A 16764-nucleotide genomic window follows, 5' to 3' on the forward strand; every position below is an offset into this window, starting at 1 on the left:
GGGCTGTAGGGCGGGCGGGCGGGGCGGGGCGGGCGGTCATGGCCCGCCATCCCTGTCCCGCCTGTTGCGCATATGCAACGCTTTTTCCTGTTTAGCTGAGGTTCATGCAACGTCGGCGCTTTCGCGCCATTGAGCCTGCGACCGCCGATTGTAACGGCGGCCGGTACAGTAATGGAGTATCATGTATGCGTAAGCTCATGCTCGCCGCCCTGGCGACCTCGGCGATGGTCGCTGCCGCCGCCCCCGCCGCCGCCCAGACCGCCCAGCCCTTTACCGGCCTGCGGATCGAGGGCCTGATCGGTTATGACAGCCTCAACGACCGCCAGGGACAGGACAAGAGTAAGAGCGACGGCGTGCTCTATGGCGCGGCGATCGGCTATGACATTCCGGCGGGCCCGGTGGTGCTGGGCGCCGAGGGTGAAATCTCGGGCAGCAGCTCGGACACGCGCAGCAACGGCATCCGGGTGCCCGGCGACGAGTTCCGCCTGGGCGCGGGCCGCGACCTCTATGCCGGTGCGCGGGTCGGCTATATCATTTCGCCGGTCGCGATGGGCTATCTGAAGGCCGGTTACACCAACGCCAAGTTCGATGCGCGCTACACCACGGCGGGCGTTACCACCGTCAATTCGCAGGAAGTCGGCGGCTATCGCCTGGGCGCGGGCCTCGAATATGCGATCAGCCCCAACACCTTCGTGAAGGGCGAATATCGCTATTCGCGCTATGACGAAATGGACGGCGTCGGCATCAATCCGACCCGCCACCAGTTGATGGCGGGCCTGGGTCTGCGCTTCTGATCGCAGATTCTTTTCCACATTAACGGTGGTTTTACTACCAATGTTCGAGGGGTCGGAGCCTTGCTCCGGCCCCTTCTTAGCGGGTAGGAACCAAGGCCATTTATCATTCGGACTCGGGGACCATGCGGTCGTTCCGGCGGGGGATCAGGAAATGAAGGCGACGATCGAACGCGCAACGCTGCTCAAGGGGTTGAGCCATGTCCAGTCGGTGGTGGAGCGGCGGAACACGATTCCGATCCTCTCCAACGTGCTGCTGGAGGCGACGGCCGAGGGCCAGTTGCGCATGATGGCGACCGACCTGGACCTGCAGATCAATGACAGCGTCGCGGCGGCGGTGGACCAGCCCGGCTCGACCACCGTGTCGGCGCACACGCTGTTCGACATCGCGCGCAAGCTGCCCGAGGGTGCGCAGGTGCAGCTGACGGCGGCGGAAGGTCGCATGACCATCGTCGCAGGCCGCGCCCGCTTCTCGCTCGGCACGCTGCCGCGCGACGATTTCCCGGTGATCGCCGAGGGTGAGCTGCCGACCCAGTTCGAGCTTTCGGTGGAGCTGCTCAAGCAGATCATCGACAAGACGCGCTTCGCCATCTCGACCGAAGAGACGCGTTATTACCTCAACGGCATCTTCCTGCATGTCGCCGAGGATAACGGCGCGGCCGTCCTGAAGGCCGCCGCCACCGACGGTCACCGTCTGGCGCGCGTCACCATCGAGCGTCCGAACGGTGCCGAGGACATGCCCGACGTGATCGTGCCGCGGAAGTGCGTGGCCGAGCTGCGCAAGCTGCTCGACGAGGTGGACGGCTCGGTCGGCGTGTCGCTGTCGGGCACCAAGATCCGCTTCGACCTGGGCCAGGCGATCCTGACCTCCAAGCTGATCGACGGCACCTTCCCCGATTACAGCCGCGTCATCCCGACCGCGAACGACAAGATCCTGAAGCTGGACCCCAAGGCGTTCATGCAGGGCGTCGACCGCGTGTCGACCATCGCGACGGAAAAGACCCGCGCGGTCAAGATGGCGCTGGACCGTGACCGGATCACCCTGTCGGTGACCAGCCCCGAGAACGGCACCGCGTCGGAAGAAGTGCCGGGCGAATATACCGCGCTGGGCTTCGAGATCGGCTTCAACAGCCGCTATCTGCTCGACATCCTGGCACAGATCGACAGCGATCTGGTGGAAGTCCACCTGGCCGATGCCGCAGCGCCGACGCTGATCCGCGAGAACGACAAGGCCCCGGCGCTGTACGTGCTGATGCCGATGCGGGTGTGATGACCCATTCCTCCCCTGCAAGGGGAGGTGGCAGGCCGGAGGCCTGACGGAGGGGTGTAGCCGCTGGTGATGAGGACTATCGCTGGCCGTGACACCCCTCCACCAGCTTCGCTGGTCCCCCTCCCCTTGCAGGGGAGGATGTATTGAGGGCGCATACCCTTTAAGGCGGTCCCAATGCTCACCCGCCTGGTTCTCACCGATTTCCGCAATCACGCCGACCTCGCGCTCTTTCCGAGTGCGGGGTTCGTGGTGCTGACCGGCGAAAACGGCGCGGGGAAAACCAATGTCCTGGAGGCGGTGTCGCTGCTCGCGCCCGGTCGTGGCCTGCGCCGTGCCGCGCTGTCGGCGATGGCGCGGCAGGGGGGCAAGGGCGGCTTCGGGGTCGCCGCCACGCTCGACGGGGATGTCGAGATCGCGACCGGCGCGCTGGCGTCGGCGCCGGAGCGGCGGGTGGTGCGGGTGCAGGGTGCCAGCGCAAGCGCCAATGCGCTGGCCGACTGGCTGTCCGTCCTGTGGCTGACCCCGGCGATGGACCGGCTGTTCGTCGAGCCCGCGTCGGAACGGCGGCGGTTCCTCGACCGGCTGGTGATGGCGCTGGCCCCGGCGCACGGGATGCACGCCACCCGCTATGACGCCGCCATGCGTGAGCGTAACCGGTTGCTCGCCAGCGAGGAGCCGGTCGACCCCGACTGGCTGAGCGCGCTGGAGGCGCGGATGGTCGAGCATGGCGCGGCGATCGATGCCGCGCGGGTCGCGGGCGTCGCGGCGCTCGACCAGCGGCTGGCCGAGGCACCCGACAGCGTGTTCGCGCGCGCCTCGCTGGCGCTGGAGGGCGAGGCGGTCGAACCCGGTGCCTTTGCCCATGCGCTGGCCATGGGGCGCAGGCGCGATGCGGCGGCGGGGCGGACATTGGTCGGGCCGCACCGCGCCGACCTGCTCGTCACCCATGTCGCGAAGGGGCAGGCAGCGGCCTTGTGTTCGACCGGCGAGCAGAAGGCGCTGCTGCTCGGCATCGTGCTTGCCCATGCCGATCTGGTCACCGAACGGCGCGAGGTGCCGCCGGTGCTGCTGCTGGACGAGGTGGCCGCGCATCTCGATCCGTCGCGCCGGGCTGCGCTGTTCGAGCGGCTGGCGGGGCGGGGGCAGGTGTGGATGACGGGGACCGAGCCCGGGTTATTTACGGATGTGCCGGGGGAGGCGACGCGGGTGGAGTTTTAGCGGCGTGCGTTGGTCTCGGTGAGACGGCTTTCCCTCCCCCATCCCAGTTTCAGGTAAACGATGCCCCGCATCGTTTAAGTCATGCCGGGGGCATGACTGACCTGAAACTGGGATGGGGGAGGGCTCAGGGTCTCACAGAGACTGTCACCCGCGACAGACCCGCATCGCCACCCCGTCCAGCGCCCGGTCATAGCTCGCCGTCTCGCCCGCGCTCAGGAATCCCTGTTTCGCCACGAAGCGGTTCGCATCGTGATGAATGCGCGCGACCGCATTCCAGAGCGTCTGCGCCTCGGCCTGCGACAGGCGGCGCGCCTTTCGTGCATTGCTGATATCCGCCTGGAGGATATCGGCGCGCATCGCGATATGCGCCTGGCGCGGATCGCGGATCGTACCGCCGATCGGCGCCTTGAGCGTGCGCTGCTGCGCCAGGTTGCAGCTGGGATAGTCCTGTCGCCACGAATGCGCCGACAGCGGGGCGGCGGCGAGCGTCGCCAGCATGACGGGGAGGAATATCTTACCGGTCATAGCCATTGCCTATGCCAAGAAGCGGGATCAGGATACGCGCAGAGCGGGCGTCGGGCTCCCGATCGGGGCGTGAAATCGGCGTCACGAACGGCGTGCCGCCGCTTGGATTTTCCGCCCGGCGCGAGGGCGCGCGAAAGGGGGGGCGCTCGTGCCATTTCGCTTCCCCTGAGGGCGGGTAATTCCTATATACTCGCTATGGCAGATACCCCCCAGACGAACGAATATGGCGCCTCCTCGATCAAGGTGCTGAAGGGCCTCGACGCGGTGCGCAAGCGGCCGGGCATGTATATCGGCGACACCGACGACGGCTCGGGCCTCCACCACATGGTGTTCGAGGTGTCGGACAACGCGATCGACGAGGCGCTGGCGGGGCATTGCGACCGCATCGACATCCAGCTGAACGCCGATGGCTCGGTCAGCGTGACCGATAACGGCCGCGGCATCCCGACCGGCATTCACCCCGAAGAGGGTGTGTCGGCGGCCGAGGTCATCATGACCCAGCTGCACGCGGGCGGTAAGTTCGAAAACACGTCGGACGACAATGCGTACAAGGTGTCGGGCGGCCTGCACGGCGTCGGCGTGTCGGTGGTGAACGCGCTGTCCGAGTTCCTGGACCTGACCATCTGGCGTGAAGGCGAGGAGCATTACATGCGCTTCGCCCATGGCGACGCGGTTGCGCCGCTGAAGGTCGTTGGCAAGGCGGAGCCGGGCCAGAAGGGCACCCGCGTGACCTTCCTGCCGTCGCCCGCCACCTTCAAGATCACCGAGTTCGACTTTGCGAAGCTCGAACATCGCTATCGCGAGCTGGCCTTCCTGAATTCGGGTGTGCGCCTGTTCCTGACCGATGCGCGGCACGAAGAGCCCAAGACGGTGGAGCTGTACTATGAGGGCGGGATCGCCGCCTTCGTGAAGTGGCTGGACCGCTCCAAGTCGCCGCTCTTCCCCGAACCTATCGCCATCCATGGCCAGCGCGATGCGATCGGCATGGACGTGGCGCTGGAGTGGAACGACAGCTATTACGAGAACGTCCTGGCGTTCACCAACAATATCCCCCAGCGCGACGGCGGCACCCATATCGCGGCCTTCCGCGCCGCGCTGACCCGTACGCTCAACAATTATGCCGACAAGTCGGGCCTCCTGAAGAAGGAGAAGGTGACACTGACCGGCGACGACATGCGCGAAGGCCTGACCGCGATCGTCTCGGTCAAGCTGCCCGATCCGAAGTTCAGCAGCCAGACCAAGGACAAGCTGGTCTCCTCCGAGGTGCGCCAGCCGCTGGAATCGCTGATCGCCGACAAGCTGGCCGACTGGCTGGAGGAAAACCCGCAGAACGCGCGTGCGATCATTGCGAAGGTGATCGATGCGGCGGCGGCGCGTGAGGCCGCTAAGCGCGCGCGTGAGCTGACCCGGCGCAAGGGGGTGATGGACATCGCCTCGCTGCCCGGCAAGCTGGCCGATTGCCAGGAGCGCGATCCCGCCAAGTCCGAACTTTTCCTGGTCGAGGGTGACTCGGCCGGCGGTTCGGCCAAGCAGGGGCGCAACCGCCATTTCCAGGCGATCCTGCCCTTGCGCGGCAAGATCCTGAACACCGAGCGCGCGCGGTTCGACCGCATGATCTCGTCCAAGGAAATCGGCACGCTGATTCAGGCGATGGGCACCGGCATCGGCCGCGATGACTTCAACGCGGACAAGCTGCGCTATCATAAGATCGTCATCATGACCGACGCAGACGTCGACGGCGCGCATATCCGCACGCTGCTGCTGACCTTCTTCTACCGCCAGATGCCCGAGCTGATCGAGCGCGGGCACCTCTATATCGCGCAGCCGCCGCTTTATAAGGCGACCAAGGGACGGTCGGAGGTGTACCTCAAGGACGACACCGCGCTCGACGAATATCTGGTCGAGGCGGGCGTCTCCACCATGGTGCTCGAAGGGGCGGGCGGTGCGCGGTCGGGCAACGACCTGAAGGCACTGGTCGATCACGCGCGGCGGATGCGGACCCTCATGCGCTACGTGCCGCGCCGTTACGATGCGTCGATCATCGAGGTGCTCGCGCTGGCGGGTGCGCTCGACCCGGTGCTGACCCGCGAGCAGCGGATGGCGACGGTGGTCGAAACGACGCGGCGTCTGGAGTCGGGCGATCACGAGGCACGCTGGTCGGCGCGCCTGACTGAAGATGGCGGCGTCCATTTCGAGCGTCTGTGGCGCGGCGTGACCGACCACCACATCGTCGAGGCCAGCTTCATCGCCTCGGCCGAGGCGCGCAAGCTGCACACGCTGGCCGCCGAACAGGCGGAGAGCTTCGCCCATGCCGCCAAGCTGGTGCCGCTGCGCAACGCCGCGACCGAGCCGTCAGCCGATGTCGTGCCGACCGATGAGGACGGCAACGCCACGACGCTGGCGCGCGGCGAAACCCGCGTCGCGCGGCCGAGCCAGCTGCTGGAGGCGATCCTGACCTCGGGCCGCAAGGGCCTCGCCATCCAGCGTTATAAGGGTCTGGGCGAGATGAATGCCGAGCAGCTGTGGGAAACCACGCTCGACCCGGCGGTCCGCTCGATGCTGCGCGTGACGTCGGACGATGTGGCCGCGGCGGACGAGGTGTTCAGCCGGTTGATGGGCGAAGTGGTCGAACCGCGCCGCGAGTTCATCCAGGACAATGCGCTGAACGTGGCGAATCTGGACGTGTAAGTCCGACGCCCCGCCCTCCGATCAAGCGGGGGGGCGGGGACAGATCGGTGGAGGAGAGCAGGCATGAAGGCGATCGCACTGGGACTGATGCTGGTGGCGGGCGGGACCGTCGCGGTGGCGCAGCAAAAGCCTGCCACGCCGGCCAAGGCAGCGGCCATCCCGGCCTTTATCGCCGCCGCGCTCGCCGATCCGGCCCGCGCCGACCAGGCGGGGGATGACGAACGCCGCCAGGCCGCCGCCGTTATCGCCTTTTCCGGCGTGAAGCCGGGCGACACGGTGATCGATTATCTGCCGGGCAAGGGATACTGGACCCGTATCTTTTCGGGCGTTGTCGGGCCGAAGGGCCATGTCTTTGCCTATTGGCCTGCGGCTGCGCAGAAATATGCCGAGGGGACGCTCGGGGCGCTTCAGGGCCGGAACCTCGCCAACGTCACCGCGCAGGTGCAGGGCGTAAACCTGCCCGCCGCCGACAAGCCCGTCGACCTGTTCTGGACCGTCCAGAATTATCACGACGTGGCCAACAAGAATGCGGGCGAACCGGCGCTGCGTGCGTTCGACCAGGCGGTGTTCAAGGCGCTGAAGCCCGGCGGCACCTATATCATCATCGATCATGCCGACACGGTGGGCAAGGGGCTGGCCAACACCAACACGACGCATCGGATCGATCCCGATTACGTCAAGCGCCAGGTCCAATCGGTCGGCTTCCGCTTCGTCGGCGAGAGCAAGGTGCTGCGTAATCCCGAGGACGATCATTCCAAGAATGTGTTCGACCCTGCCATTCGGGGGCGGACGGATCAGTTCGTCTACAAGTTCCGCAAGCCTTGATCGCAAAGCCCCTCTCCCGGCAGGGGGAGGGGTTGGGAAGGGGCAGGGCCACAAGTGCTGGTCTCGGTAAGACTCCCTACCCTCCCCCGGCCCCTCCCGCTTGCGGGAGGGGAGTTTTACGGGACTCGTTTTCGATAACAGGTCGCCCTAAACCGGCACCCGCAACATCGCTCGGACGCCGCGATGCGCCGGGTCATACTCCACCGCCGTCTGCAGGCTCTGCGCCATGGCGCGGATCAGCTTTGCGCCCAGGCCGGTGCCTTGCGGCTTCTGGTCCGCCGTCATGCCGCACCCGTCATCCTCGACCACCAGCAGACAGGCGTCATCGGTGCGGGTCAGCACGATCCGTACTTCGCCCTTGCCGTCGGGATAGGCATATTTGCAGGCATTGGTGACGAGTTCGGTGACGATCACCCCGATCGACACCGCGCGGTCGGTCTTCACTCGGATCGGTTCAGCCGTCAGGGTCAGGGTGCGCGGCATGATCTGGCTCGACCAGCTTTCCCCCAGCTCCTCGATCAGCGCGCCCAGATAGTCGCGCAGGTCGACCTGCTCGACGTCGTTGGCGGTGTAGAGGCGCCGGTGCACCTGGGCGATGGCGCGGATGCGGCGCTGCGTATCCTCCAGCGCGTCGCGGGCGCGCTCGTCGGTCAGCACGCCTTTCTGCAACCCGATCATCGCCGATACGAGCTGCAGCGAGTTGGCGACGCGGTGGTTCACCTCGCTCAGCATCGCTTCCAGCCGGGCGTTGGAAGCGCGCAGTTCCGCCTCGGCTGCCGCCTTGGCGCGGGTCAGCCGGGTGCGGTCGAGCACCTGGGTGAAGCTGGCGGACAGCAGGTCGAAGAAATCCTCGCCGACCGTCTTGACCACATAATCGGCCGCGCCCGCCTTCAGCGCGGCGACGGCGACACGGCCCTCGTCCGATCCGGTGACATAGACGACGGGCGGCGGATCGGGCAGCGCGGTGATCGCGGCCAGCGTCTCCAGGCCGTCCATACCGGGCATATAATGGTCGACCGCGACCAGATCGAAGCCGCCCTGCGCCGCCATGGCGACCCCTTCGGCGCCCGACGCCGCGCTCGACACCGCATAGCCATGCCGCCCCATCGCGCGCGACACCAGCCGCCGCAGCGCGTCGTCATCGTCGATATAGAGGATGCGGGGGGCCGCGCCGGTCGTCATGACGGGGCGGTCAGCCCTCCACCTCGGGCACCTGGATCACCGACAGGAACAGGCCCAGCTGGCGGATCGCCTGGGCGAAATTCTCATAGTTCACCGGCTTGGTGATGTAGACGTTGCAGCCCAGGTCGTAGCAGCGCTGGATCTCCACCTTGTCGTCGGTGGTGGTCAGCACGACGACGGGGGCGCGGCGCAGCGGGCTGTTCTCGTCCTTGATCCGCGCCAGGATGTCGGTGCCGCTCATATCGGGCAGGTTCAAGTCGAGCAGGACCATCGCCGGGCCGCTCTTGGCCGGGCCGTCGGGCGCGTGGAACAGATATTCCAGCGCGGTGGTGCCGTCGGTGAAGTGCCGGATGTCGTTCAGGATACCGGCGCGCCGGATATTCTTCTCGATCAGGCGGGCATGGCCCTCATCGTCCTCGATCATGACGATGCCTACGGAGCGATGGTCGTTCATTCAGGCACTTTCCTGGGAGGGAGGGGCGATGGAAAGGGTGGCAGGTATCGACACGAAGAAGGTCGCGCCTTCACCTAGTTGGGATTCAACGGAAATCGTACCGCCCAAGCGATAGGCGAGGGCACGGACATGCGCCAGGCCGATCCCTTCGCCGGGCTGGTCCTGCTGGCCCGAACGGCGGAACAGGTCGAAGATGCGCTGATGGTCGCGCGGGTCGATGCCCCGGCCATTGTCGCGTACCGCCACGATCACCCGGCCCGGCGTCTCGGTGGCCGAGACATGCACCTCGGCGGGGCGCGACGGGTGGCGGTATTTGGTCGCGTTCTCGATCAGGTTGGACAGGATCTGTTCCAGCGCGATGCGGTCGCTGACGACGACCGGCATCGGTCGCTCGATCGACACGGTGACGCCGCGATCGTCGATGACGTGGCGGATCGCATCGGTGATCTGTTCGACCAGCTGGTCGAGCGCGATCATCTCGGGCGCGAGCACGCGGCGGCCCTCGCGGCTGAGCTTCAGGATGGCGTTGATCAGCCGGTCCATCTTGGCGGTGGAGGTGCGGATGAAGCCGATCGCCTCGGGCAGGTCCTCCCGCGCGGCCAGCCGTGCTTCCTCGGTCACGATCTGCGGCGCTTCGGCTTCGGCGCGGTCGATCAGCTCGGCCAGCGGCTGGGTCGCGGCCGACAGCTCGGCGGTGAAGCCCATGACGTTGACGAGAGGCGAGCGCAGATCGTGACTGACGATATAGGCGAAGCGCTGAATCTCCTCGTTCGCCAGCGCCAGGTCGGCGGTCCGCTCCTTGACCTGATCCTCCAGCGTGGCGTTGAGCACCGCCAGCGCGCTGCGCGACCGGTGGAGATCGCGGGTGTAGCGGCGGATGGTCAGGAAGGTGACGACCGCGACCGCCAGGAACAGCAACGCGGCGATCGCCATGACCGTGGAGAAGGTCTGGCGGCTGGCCAGCTGCTCGGCGTCGCGAAGGGCGAGCAGGCGGCGCTCCTCGCGCGCCATCGCGTCGAACACGCGGCGCAGCTTCTGCATCCGCTGCAAACCGCTGTCGGTGCGGAACTGGCGCAGGGCGTCGGCCCCCCGGCCCTGCTGGACCAGTGCGTTGGTCTGGCGCTGCGCGGCGTCGAGTTCGGCCAAGCGCTGCGTGACCATCGCCATTAGTGCATTCTGGCGCGGATTGTCGGCGGTCAGGCGGCGGAGTTCGGCGACCTGCGGGGCAAGCTCGGCATGGGCGCGCTCGAAACTGTTCAGAAAGGCCGGGGTGCCCGCCAGCATGTAGCCGCGCCGGGCGGTCTCCTGCTGCTCGGCCAGACGGCGGACCTCGATCAGGGTGCTTTCGACGCGGTAGGTGTGGATGACCCAGTCGCTGTGCCGGTTCGTCTGGCGCACGACATACCCCGCCGCACCCGCCGCAACGAGCAGCGCCAGAAAGCCGATCGCCATGGCGGCGACCAGAATACGGCCAATCGGATTTTCAGCCGATGCGAGCGTGGGCGACCCCTGCATGGCGCCTGCCTTATCGAAGGACAGGCGGGGACGCCAGAGCCGTTACGTCGGCATGACGACCACAATTACAGCAACAATTCCTGAGAGCTGGGTCGTCCGACATGGCCGCCGCCGCGCCGCCGGGCCATCTCGGTCTCGGCAGTGAAGCGGACATCGGGGTCGCGGTCGGACAGGAAGCCGATCAGCGAATCCTCGTCGATCTCGCGCCAGTCCTTGCCGCGATCGGGGCCGTAGCGGACACGCGGCAACAGCCCCGGACTGCGCGACCATTCCAGCAGCTGCGCCAGGCTCGCCTCGTTCAGCTGGTCGCGCAGGTGATGCGCGGTGACATAGGCATCGGGAAAGGCGCGGTGGATGGGGAGGCCGCGCTCATGGACCAGGCCCTGCGGCTTGCGCCAATAGCGCAGCACCTGGTTGGAGAAGCTGGGGCTGTCGGGCCACAGGCGCAGCGCGCATTTCCAAGTACAGATCCAGTCGGCCGACTGGGTCATGGCGGGGGTGCAATATTGCTGCTCGAAATCCGCACGATGCGCCGCCAGCGCGAGGCGGCGCGGCCAGGGGACGAGCACGCGGCGCGCGACGTCATGCCACCATGGCGCATCGGCGACCTGTTCGTCGAGGATATGGTGGATGGCCTGGGTGATCGGCGGGATGGGACGGCCCGGATTGACCAGGATACTGCCGCCTTCGCCCTCCAGCTCCCAGCGGCCATCCTTGCCCAGCGCCACGTCCTGCCAGCCGATTTCGCACACGCCATGGGTCGGCGGGGCCTGTCCGGTCGTCTCCAGGTCGATGACACGGATGATCTGGGGCTGGGGACGCTGCATCGGCCCTATGTGGGCGTTTGGACCTCGAAAAGCGAGGGCTTATCCGATCAGCGCGCGGTCGCGCAGGCCCCGCCAGACATGCAGCGCCTGTACGGTTTCCGCCACGTCATGCACGCGGATCAGCTGGACGCCCGCCTCCGCCCCCTTGATCGCCAGCGCCAGCGATCCGCCGAGCCGCGCATCGACCGAGGCCTCGTTCGACAGCGCGCCGATCATCCGCTTGCGGCTGGCCCCCAGCATGATCGGGCAGCCTAGGCCGTGGAAGATGGCCAGGCCGTTGATGAGCGCCAGATTGTCGGCCAGCGACTTGCCAAAGCCGATGCCGGGATCGACCATGATCTTCGACCGCGGAACCCCCGCCGCCTCGACCGCCGCGATGCGGGCCTCGAGCCAGTCGAACACCTCGGTCACGACATCGCCATAACCGACCCGGCCATGCCCGCCCTTGTCGGGATCGGGGGAGTGCATCAGGATGACCGGGCAGCCCGCCTTCGCGACCACCTCCAGTGCACGGTCATCCCAGAGGAGCGCGGCAACGTCGTTGACGATCCCTGCGCCCGCCGCCAGCGCGGCCTCCATCACGGCGGCCTTGCGCGTGTCGATCGACACCAGCGCGCCGCCCTTGGTCAGTCGTTCGATGACGGGGGCGGTGCGGGCGATCTCGTCACCTTCCCAGACGGTCGCGGCACCGGGGCGGGTCGACTCGCCGCCCAGGTCGATCACGGCCGCGCCCATTGCCGCCATCGCCATGCCGCTGTCGGCGGCGGCGGCCGGATCGCCGATATGCTTGCCGCCATCCGAGAAGCTGTCGGGGGTGACGTTCAGGATCGCCGCGACCTGTGGCTGGTCGAAGCGCAGTGTGCGCTGGCCCATGACCCAGGGCGTGCGGGGGGTGGTGAAGGCGGCGTGTAGCGCCTCGGCGCGGGGGGAGCCGCCCAGTTCCTGCGCGAACCGTGCGATGGGGACGATGCGGCGGCTTGTACCTTCGCGCACCTCATAGGCCGCGAACCATTGCATCCCGCCCGCCAATCGCGCGACGCTGCCGTCTTCCAATCCCACGGGCGTGTCGACGAATTGGACGGGGCGCAGGTGCATGGGAAGCCTTCTCAATTCCTCCCCTGCAAGGGGAGGGGGACCAGCGAAGCTGGTGGAGGGGTATCACCCCTCTCGATAGCGGGACACCCCTCCGACGCGCTATGCGCGCCACCTCCCCTTACAGGGGAGGAATATGGGGTTACGGCTGCGTGGCCAGCAGCCAGGTCTGGCGCATCGCGTCGATCGGCTTCAGCGCGCCTTCCAGCTCATAATGCCAGAAGGTCCAGCCATTGCAGGTCGGCCGGTTCTGCAGCAGCGAACCCAGCCGGTGGATCGACCCCGCCTGCCCGCATTCGGACAGCAGCGAGCCGTCCGCGCGCACCGTCGCACGCCATTTGCGCTTGGCGTCCATCAACGGCATGCCGGGCATCAGATAGCCATTTTCGACCAGCGTCCCGAACGCCACCTTGGGTTGCGCCTTGGGGCTCTGCATCGTCGCCAGCGCGCTTTCGTCGAGCGGCAGGGCGGCCTCGATCCGCTCGATCGCGGCGGCGCAATAGGTCGGCTCGCGCTCGATCCCGATCCACTGGCGGCCCAACCGCTTGGCGACCGCGCCGGTCGTGCCGGTGCCGAAGAACGGATCGGCGATCACGTCGCCGGGCCGGGTGCAGGCCAGCAGGATGCGATAGAGCAGCGCCTCGGGTTTCTGGGTCGGATGGACCTTGTGCCCGTCTTTCTTGAGCCTTTCCTGACCGCCGCAGATCGGGAATTCCCAGTCCGAGCGCATCTGGATCTCGTCGTTCAGCGTCTTCATCGAGCGATAGTTGAAGGTATATTTCGCCTTCTCGCCCTTCGAGGCCCAGATCAGTGTCTCATGCGCGTTGGTGAAGCGGGTGCCCTTGAAATTGGGCATGGGATTGGACTTGCGCCAGATGATGTCGTTCAAGATCCAGAAGCCCAGATCCTGCACCGCGGTCCCGACGCGGAAGATGTTGTGATAGCTGCCGATGACCCAGAGCGATCCATTGTCCTTCAGGACGCGGTAGCATTCGGCGAGCCAAGCACGGGTGAAGGCGTCGTAAGCGGCGAAGGTGTCGAACTTGTCCCAGGCATCGGTGACGGCATCGACATGGCTGCCATCGGGGCGGAACAACTCGCCGCCGAGCTGGAGGTTGTAGGGCGGGTCGGCGAACACCATGTCGACCGACTTGTCGGGCAGCGAGCGGAGCGCCGCGATACAGTCGCCCATCAGGATCTGGTTCAGCGGCAGGTCGCTTTCGCGGTGCGCCGATACCGGCCGTGTCATCGTTTGGATGACCCCCATCGTAACCCGTCCCTTCTACCCTCGAACCCCCGCATCCACCCGGAATGAGTCAGTCGTCAAGAGGCGATTCGCCACCGCGACTCGCGCGAATCCGCCAGATTCGGCCCAGTGTTGCAGGCGTGTGGCAGATATTGGGGCTGTGGATAACTTCGCCCCCCAGGGAGTGGGGGTGTGGCGGCGGTGACTCGCCTCGACCCTAAATTCGCACAACGCGGCCCGAGTCGCGGATCAAAGGTCGAGATAGCACTGCGCCACGGGGGCGAAGCTGCGCCGGTGGAGCGGCGTGGGACCATGTTCGCGCAGTGCGGCCAGATGCACAGCCGAGCCATAGCCCTTGTTCGAGTGCCAGCCATAGGCCGGATAGGTTCGGGCCGCGGCGATCATCATTTCGTCGCGGACATGCTTGGCCACGATCGACGCCGCGCCAATCGCCAGCGACTTGGCATCGCCGCCGACGATCGCGGTGGCGCGATAGTCCCATTTGGGCAGCTTGTTGCCGTCGACCAGCACATGGGCGGGGTGCTGGCCCAGCGTCTCGACCACTGCGTCGACCGCCAGCGTCATGGCCTTCATCGTCGCCCAATAGATGTTGAGCCGGTCGATTTCCTCGGGCTCGACCACGCCGATGCCGACCACCGCACAGGCGCGGATTTCGGCGCAGAGCCGCGTTCGGGTCTTTTCGGTCAGCTTCTTGGAATCGTTGATGCCGACGGGGATGCCTTGGGCGGGCAGAATGACGGCGGCCGCCACCACCGGCCCCGCCAGCGGCCCGCGCCCCGCCTCGTCCACGCCGCACAGGGGAGTGGGAAAGCTGTGATCGACCATGGGGGCGGGCTCTATCCTGGGGTGGCGGGGAAGGGAAGATGATCCTCCCCGGCACGGGGAGGGGGACCGGCCGCAGGCTGGGGGGGCGTGCCGCAAAGGTCATCTTGTGTGGAAGCCCCCCTCCGTCAGCACTTCGTGCTGCCACCTCCCCGTGCCGGGGAGGATAGCGCTTACCCCCAGCGTGCAGCGAAGGCGGCGGCGTCCCAGCCTTCGCGGCTGATCGCGGCGAGCAAATGGTAGAACGGCACCATCCCCATTCCATGCCCCATTGGCCCATGGCCCTGGCCCAGCCCCGGCGCGGCGGCGAGCGCGGCCTGGACGAAGGCGATGGCGCGGTCGACCGCATCGGCCAGCGTCAGCCCCTGGCCCAGCCCGGTCGCGATCGCGCTGGCCAGTGTGCACCCAGTGCCATGGGTCGATGTCGTGTCCAGCCGGGGATGCTGCCAGCGTTGCTCGCCCGCCGGTTCGACCAGTCGGTCCTCGATCACCGGGCCCTCGCCATGCCCGCCCTTGACCAGCAGGGCACGGGTTTCGTGCCGGACCATCGCCTCGCCGCCCAGCGCCGCCAACTCGGGCAGGTTGGGCGTGGTCAGCGCGGCCAGCCCCAGAAAGCGGCGAAAGGCGGCGATGACGTCCGGCTGGGCCAGCACCGACCCGCTCGTCGCGATCATCACGGGATCGAACACCACCGGCAGGTCCAGCACCTCGAGCCGGTCGGCCAGCGCATGGGCGGTCTCGGCCGATCCGATCATGCCGATCTTGACCGCATCCGCACCGATATCGGCCAGCACGCTGTCGATTTGTGCCATGACGATATCGGTCGGCACGGGATGCACCGCCTGGACGCCCAGCGTGTTCTGCGCGGTGATCGCGGTGATCGCGGTCATGGGGTGGCCGCCCAGCATCGCGACCGTCTTGATATCCGCCTGGATCCCCGCGCCGCCCCCGGAATCGGAACCGGCGACGATCAGGATGCGGGCGGGAGGGGGGAGTGTCATAATATTCTTCGCCATGCCTCCTCGGGCCCGATGGAGCAAGCGTTGCACCGGGGCGACGACGGGCTTTCCGGTAGAAAACGAAGCGAACGAACGACTTAGATCGCGGTCGCGAGAGGCCTGGTCGTGCTGTCTTCGTGGCGGTTCAGTAACGTTTCGTTTCCGGCGGGGGACAGGTCTTTTCCCGCTGCACCGCACTATTATTTCGGACGCGCATCCAACCCGCTTTTGTCGCGTTGCTGCGCCCAGAGAGACCGACCGGCGACACTTTGGGGCTCGAGACACGAGCAGGGTGGCCGCACGAGGGAGACCAAATTTGATCGTCGACGCCGTACCCCGCACCCGCATCATCATCGCCGAGGTCTGGCGTCCGTTGCTGGCGCTGTTCATCTGGGACGTGATCGTGACGGTCGCCTATTATGTCCTGCCCTTCAAGGCACCCTCGCTGCCGTTGACGTTGTTCGGCACCGCGCTGGCGCTGTTCCTGGGGTTCCGCACCAATTCGGCCTATCAGCGCTGGTGGGAGGGGCGGCAGCTCTGGGGCCTGATGATCAACGCCTCGCGCAACATCGCCCGCAGCGCGCGCAACTTCCTGCCCGATCCCGAGGGGCATGACCTGAAGCGGTCGATCGTGCTGCGCCAGATCGCCTATGTGAATGCGCTGCGGTGCCAGTTGCGCAAGCAGCCGGTTGATGGCGAGGTGCTACGCTTCCTGTCGCGCGGCGAGGCGGAGCCGGCGCTCCAGCGGACCAACACCGCTAACGGCCTGCTCGACGGCACCGGCCGCCGCATCGCGGACGCACAGCGCAAGGGCTGGATCGACACCATCCAGCAGGCGCAGATGGAGTCGGTGCTGGTCGACATCGCCAACTCGCAAGGCGGCATGGAGCGGCTGAAGAACACGCCGCTGCCCAACCAGTATCGTTTCATCCCGGCTTTCTTCACGCGGCTATTCTGCGTGCTGCTGCCCATCGGCTTGGTCGAAACTTTGGGTTTCGCGACGCCCGTCGGCTCATCGATCGCGGGCCTGATGTTCCTGGCGGCGCTGCAGATCGGCGACGATTTGGTCGATCCGTTCAGCGATACGGTCCACGACCTGCCGCTCAGCGCCATGTGCCGGACGATCGAGATCGACCTGCTCCAGTCGATCGGCGACCCCGCGCCCGAGCCGATGAAGCCGGTCGACGGGGTGCTGTGGTAAGGTGATGTATCCTCCCCGGTACGGGGAGGTGGCAGGCCGTCAGGCCTGACGGAGGGGGGGGCTTCCGCGCAGGACGTCCCTGGCGGCAC

The 16764-nt window shown here is 66.9% G+C and carries 15 protein-coding genes; 6 read left to right on the forward strand and 9 right to left on the reverse strand.

The features are described 5' to 3' along the window. Nucleotides 1-185: 185 nt before the first annotated feature. The 3 genes from SSA01S_RS16770 to recF all read left to right on the forward strand — a co-directional run bounded on the left by SSA01S_RS16770 (nt 186) and on the right by recF (nt 3279). Nucleotides 186-794: an outer membrane protein gene (locus SSA01S_RS16770; RefSeq protein WP_061781302.1), complete on the forward strand. Its 609-nt coding sequence runs from the start codon at nt 186-188 to the stop codon at nt 792-794. Between the two features lie 151 nt (nt 795-945). After that, on the forward strand, nt 946-2061 hold the full coding sequence (dnaN, locus tag SSA01S_RS16775) for a DNA polymerase III subunit beta (RefSeq protein ID WP_061781303.1): 1116 nt from the start codon (nt 946-948) through the stop codon (nt 2059-2061). A 174-nt stretch (nt 2062-2235) separates the two neighbouring features. Then, complete coding sequence (recF, locus tag SSA01S_RS16780) at nt 2236-3279, forward strand: DNA replication/repair protein RecF (RefSeq protein ID WP_061781304.1); 1044 nt, start codon at nt 2236-2238, stop codon at nt 3277-3279. A 144-nt stretch (nt 3280-3423) separates the two neighbouring features. Here the strand turns inward: recF and SSA01S_RS16785 are convergent, their stop codons facing one another. Further along, nucleotides 3424-3804, reverse strand: coding sequence for a hypothetical protein (locus tag SSA01S_RS16785; RefSeq protein ID WP_061781305.1), 381 nt, complete (start codon nt 3802-3804; stop codon nt 3424-3426). A 195-nt stretch (nt 3805-3999) separates the two neighbouring features. Here SSA01S_RS16785 and gyrB point away from each other — a divergent pair, with 195 nt between their 5' ends. Beyond that, the gene (gene gyrB, locus SSA01S_RS16790; RefSeq protein WP_061781306.1) at nt 4000-6492 is read left to right on the forward strand and encodes a DNA topoisomerase (ATP-hydrolyzing) subunit B; all 2493 of its coding nucleotides are present in this window, start codon (nt 4000-4002) and stop codon (nt 6490-6492) included. Nucleotides 6493-6555: 63 nt separating this feature from the next. Further along, entirely contained in the window at nt 6556-7317 is a 762-nt protein-coding gene (locus SSA01S_RS16795; protein WP_170171275.1) for a class I SAM-dependent methyltransferase, read from the forward strand. 147 nt (nt 7318-7464) lie between these two features. On the opposite strand, the gene SSA01S_RS16800 is transcribed toward SSA01S_RS16795, so the two are convergent. From SSA01S_RS16800 to thiD, 8 genes are all read right to left on the reverse strand, one after another. Next, entirely contained in the window at nt 7465-8499 is a 1035-nt protein-coding gene (locus SSA01S_RS16800) for a sensor histidine kinase (RefSeq protein ID WP_082795159.1), read from the reverse strand. 10 nt (nt 8500-8509) lie between these two features. Continuing rightward, the gene (locus tag SSA01S_RS16805) at nt 8510-8953 is read right to left on the reverse strand and encodes a response regulator (RefSeq protein ID WP_058717856.1); all 444 of its coding nucleotides are present in this window, start codon (nt 8951-8953) and stop codon (nt 8510-8512) included. Then, on the reverse strand, nt 8954-10468 hold the full coding sequence (locus tag SSA01S_RS16810) for a sensor histidine kinase (protein WP_061781307.1): 1515 nt from the start codon (nt 10466-10468) through the stop codon (nt 8954-8956). It lies immediately after the preceding gene. Between the two features lie 65 nt (nt 10469-10533). Next, nucleotides 10534-11295: an exonuclease domain-containing protein gene (locus tag SSA01S_RS16815; protein WP_061781308.1), complete on the reverse strand. Its 762-nt coding sequence runs from the start codon at nt 11293-11295 to the stop codon at nt 10534-10536. Between the two features lie 39 nt (nt 11296-11334). After that, nucleotides 11335-12390, reverse strand: coding sequence for a dihydropteroate synthase (gene folP / locus SSA01S_RS16820; RefSeq protein WP_061781309.1), 1056 nt, complete (start codon nt 12388-12390; stop codon nt 11335-11337). 139 nt (nt 12391-12529) lie between these two features. Then, complete coding sequence (locus tag SSA01S_RS16825; RefSeq protein ID WP_058732592.1) at nt 12530-13654, reverse strand: site-specific DNA-methyltransferase; 1125 nt, start codon at nt 13652-13654, stop codon at nt 12530-12532. A 228-nt stretch (nt 13655-13882) separates the two neighbouring features. Further along, a complete protein-coding gene (rnhB, locus tag SSA01S_RS16830; RefSeq protein WP_061781310.1) occupies nt 13883-14479 on the reverse strand; it encodes a ribonuclease HII in 597 nt (198 codons plus the stop codon). Nucleotides 14480-14649: 170 nt separating this feature from the next. Continuing rightward, entirely contained in the window at nt 14650-15492 is an 843-nt protein-coding gene (gene thiD / locus SSA01S_RS16835; RefSeq protein ID WP_419836542.1) for a bifunctional hydroxymethylpyrimidine kinase/phosphomethylpyrimidine kinase, read from the reverse strand. A 298-nt stretch (nt 15493-15790) separates the two neighbouring features. On the opposite strand from thiD, the gene SSA01S_RS16840 reads away from it, so the two are divergent. Continuing rightward, nucleotides 15791-16675 (forward strand): bestrophin family protein, encoded by an 885-nt coding sequence (locus tag SSA01S_RS16840; RefSeq protein ID WP_061781311.1) that lies wholly within the window; start codon nt 15791-15793, stop codon nt 16673-16675. The last annotated feature ends 89 nt before the right edge of the window (nt 16676-16764 follow it).

This window comes from Sphingomonas sanguinis NBRC 13937, from assembly GCF_001591005.1.
GTDB lineage: Bacteria > Pseudomonadota > Alphaproteobacteria > Sphingomonadales > Sphingomonadaceae > Sphingomonas > Sphingomonas sanguinis.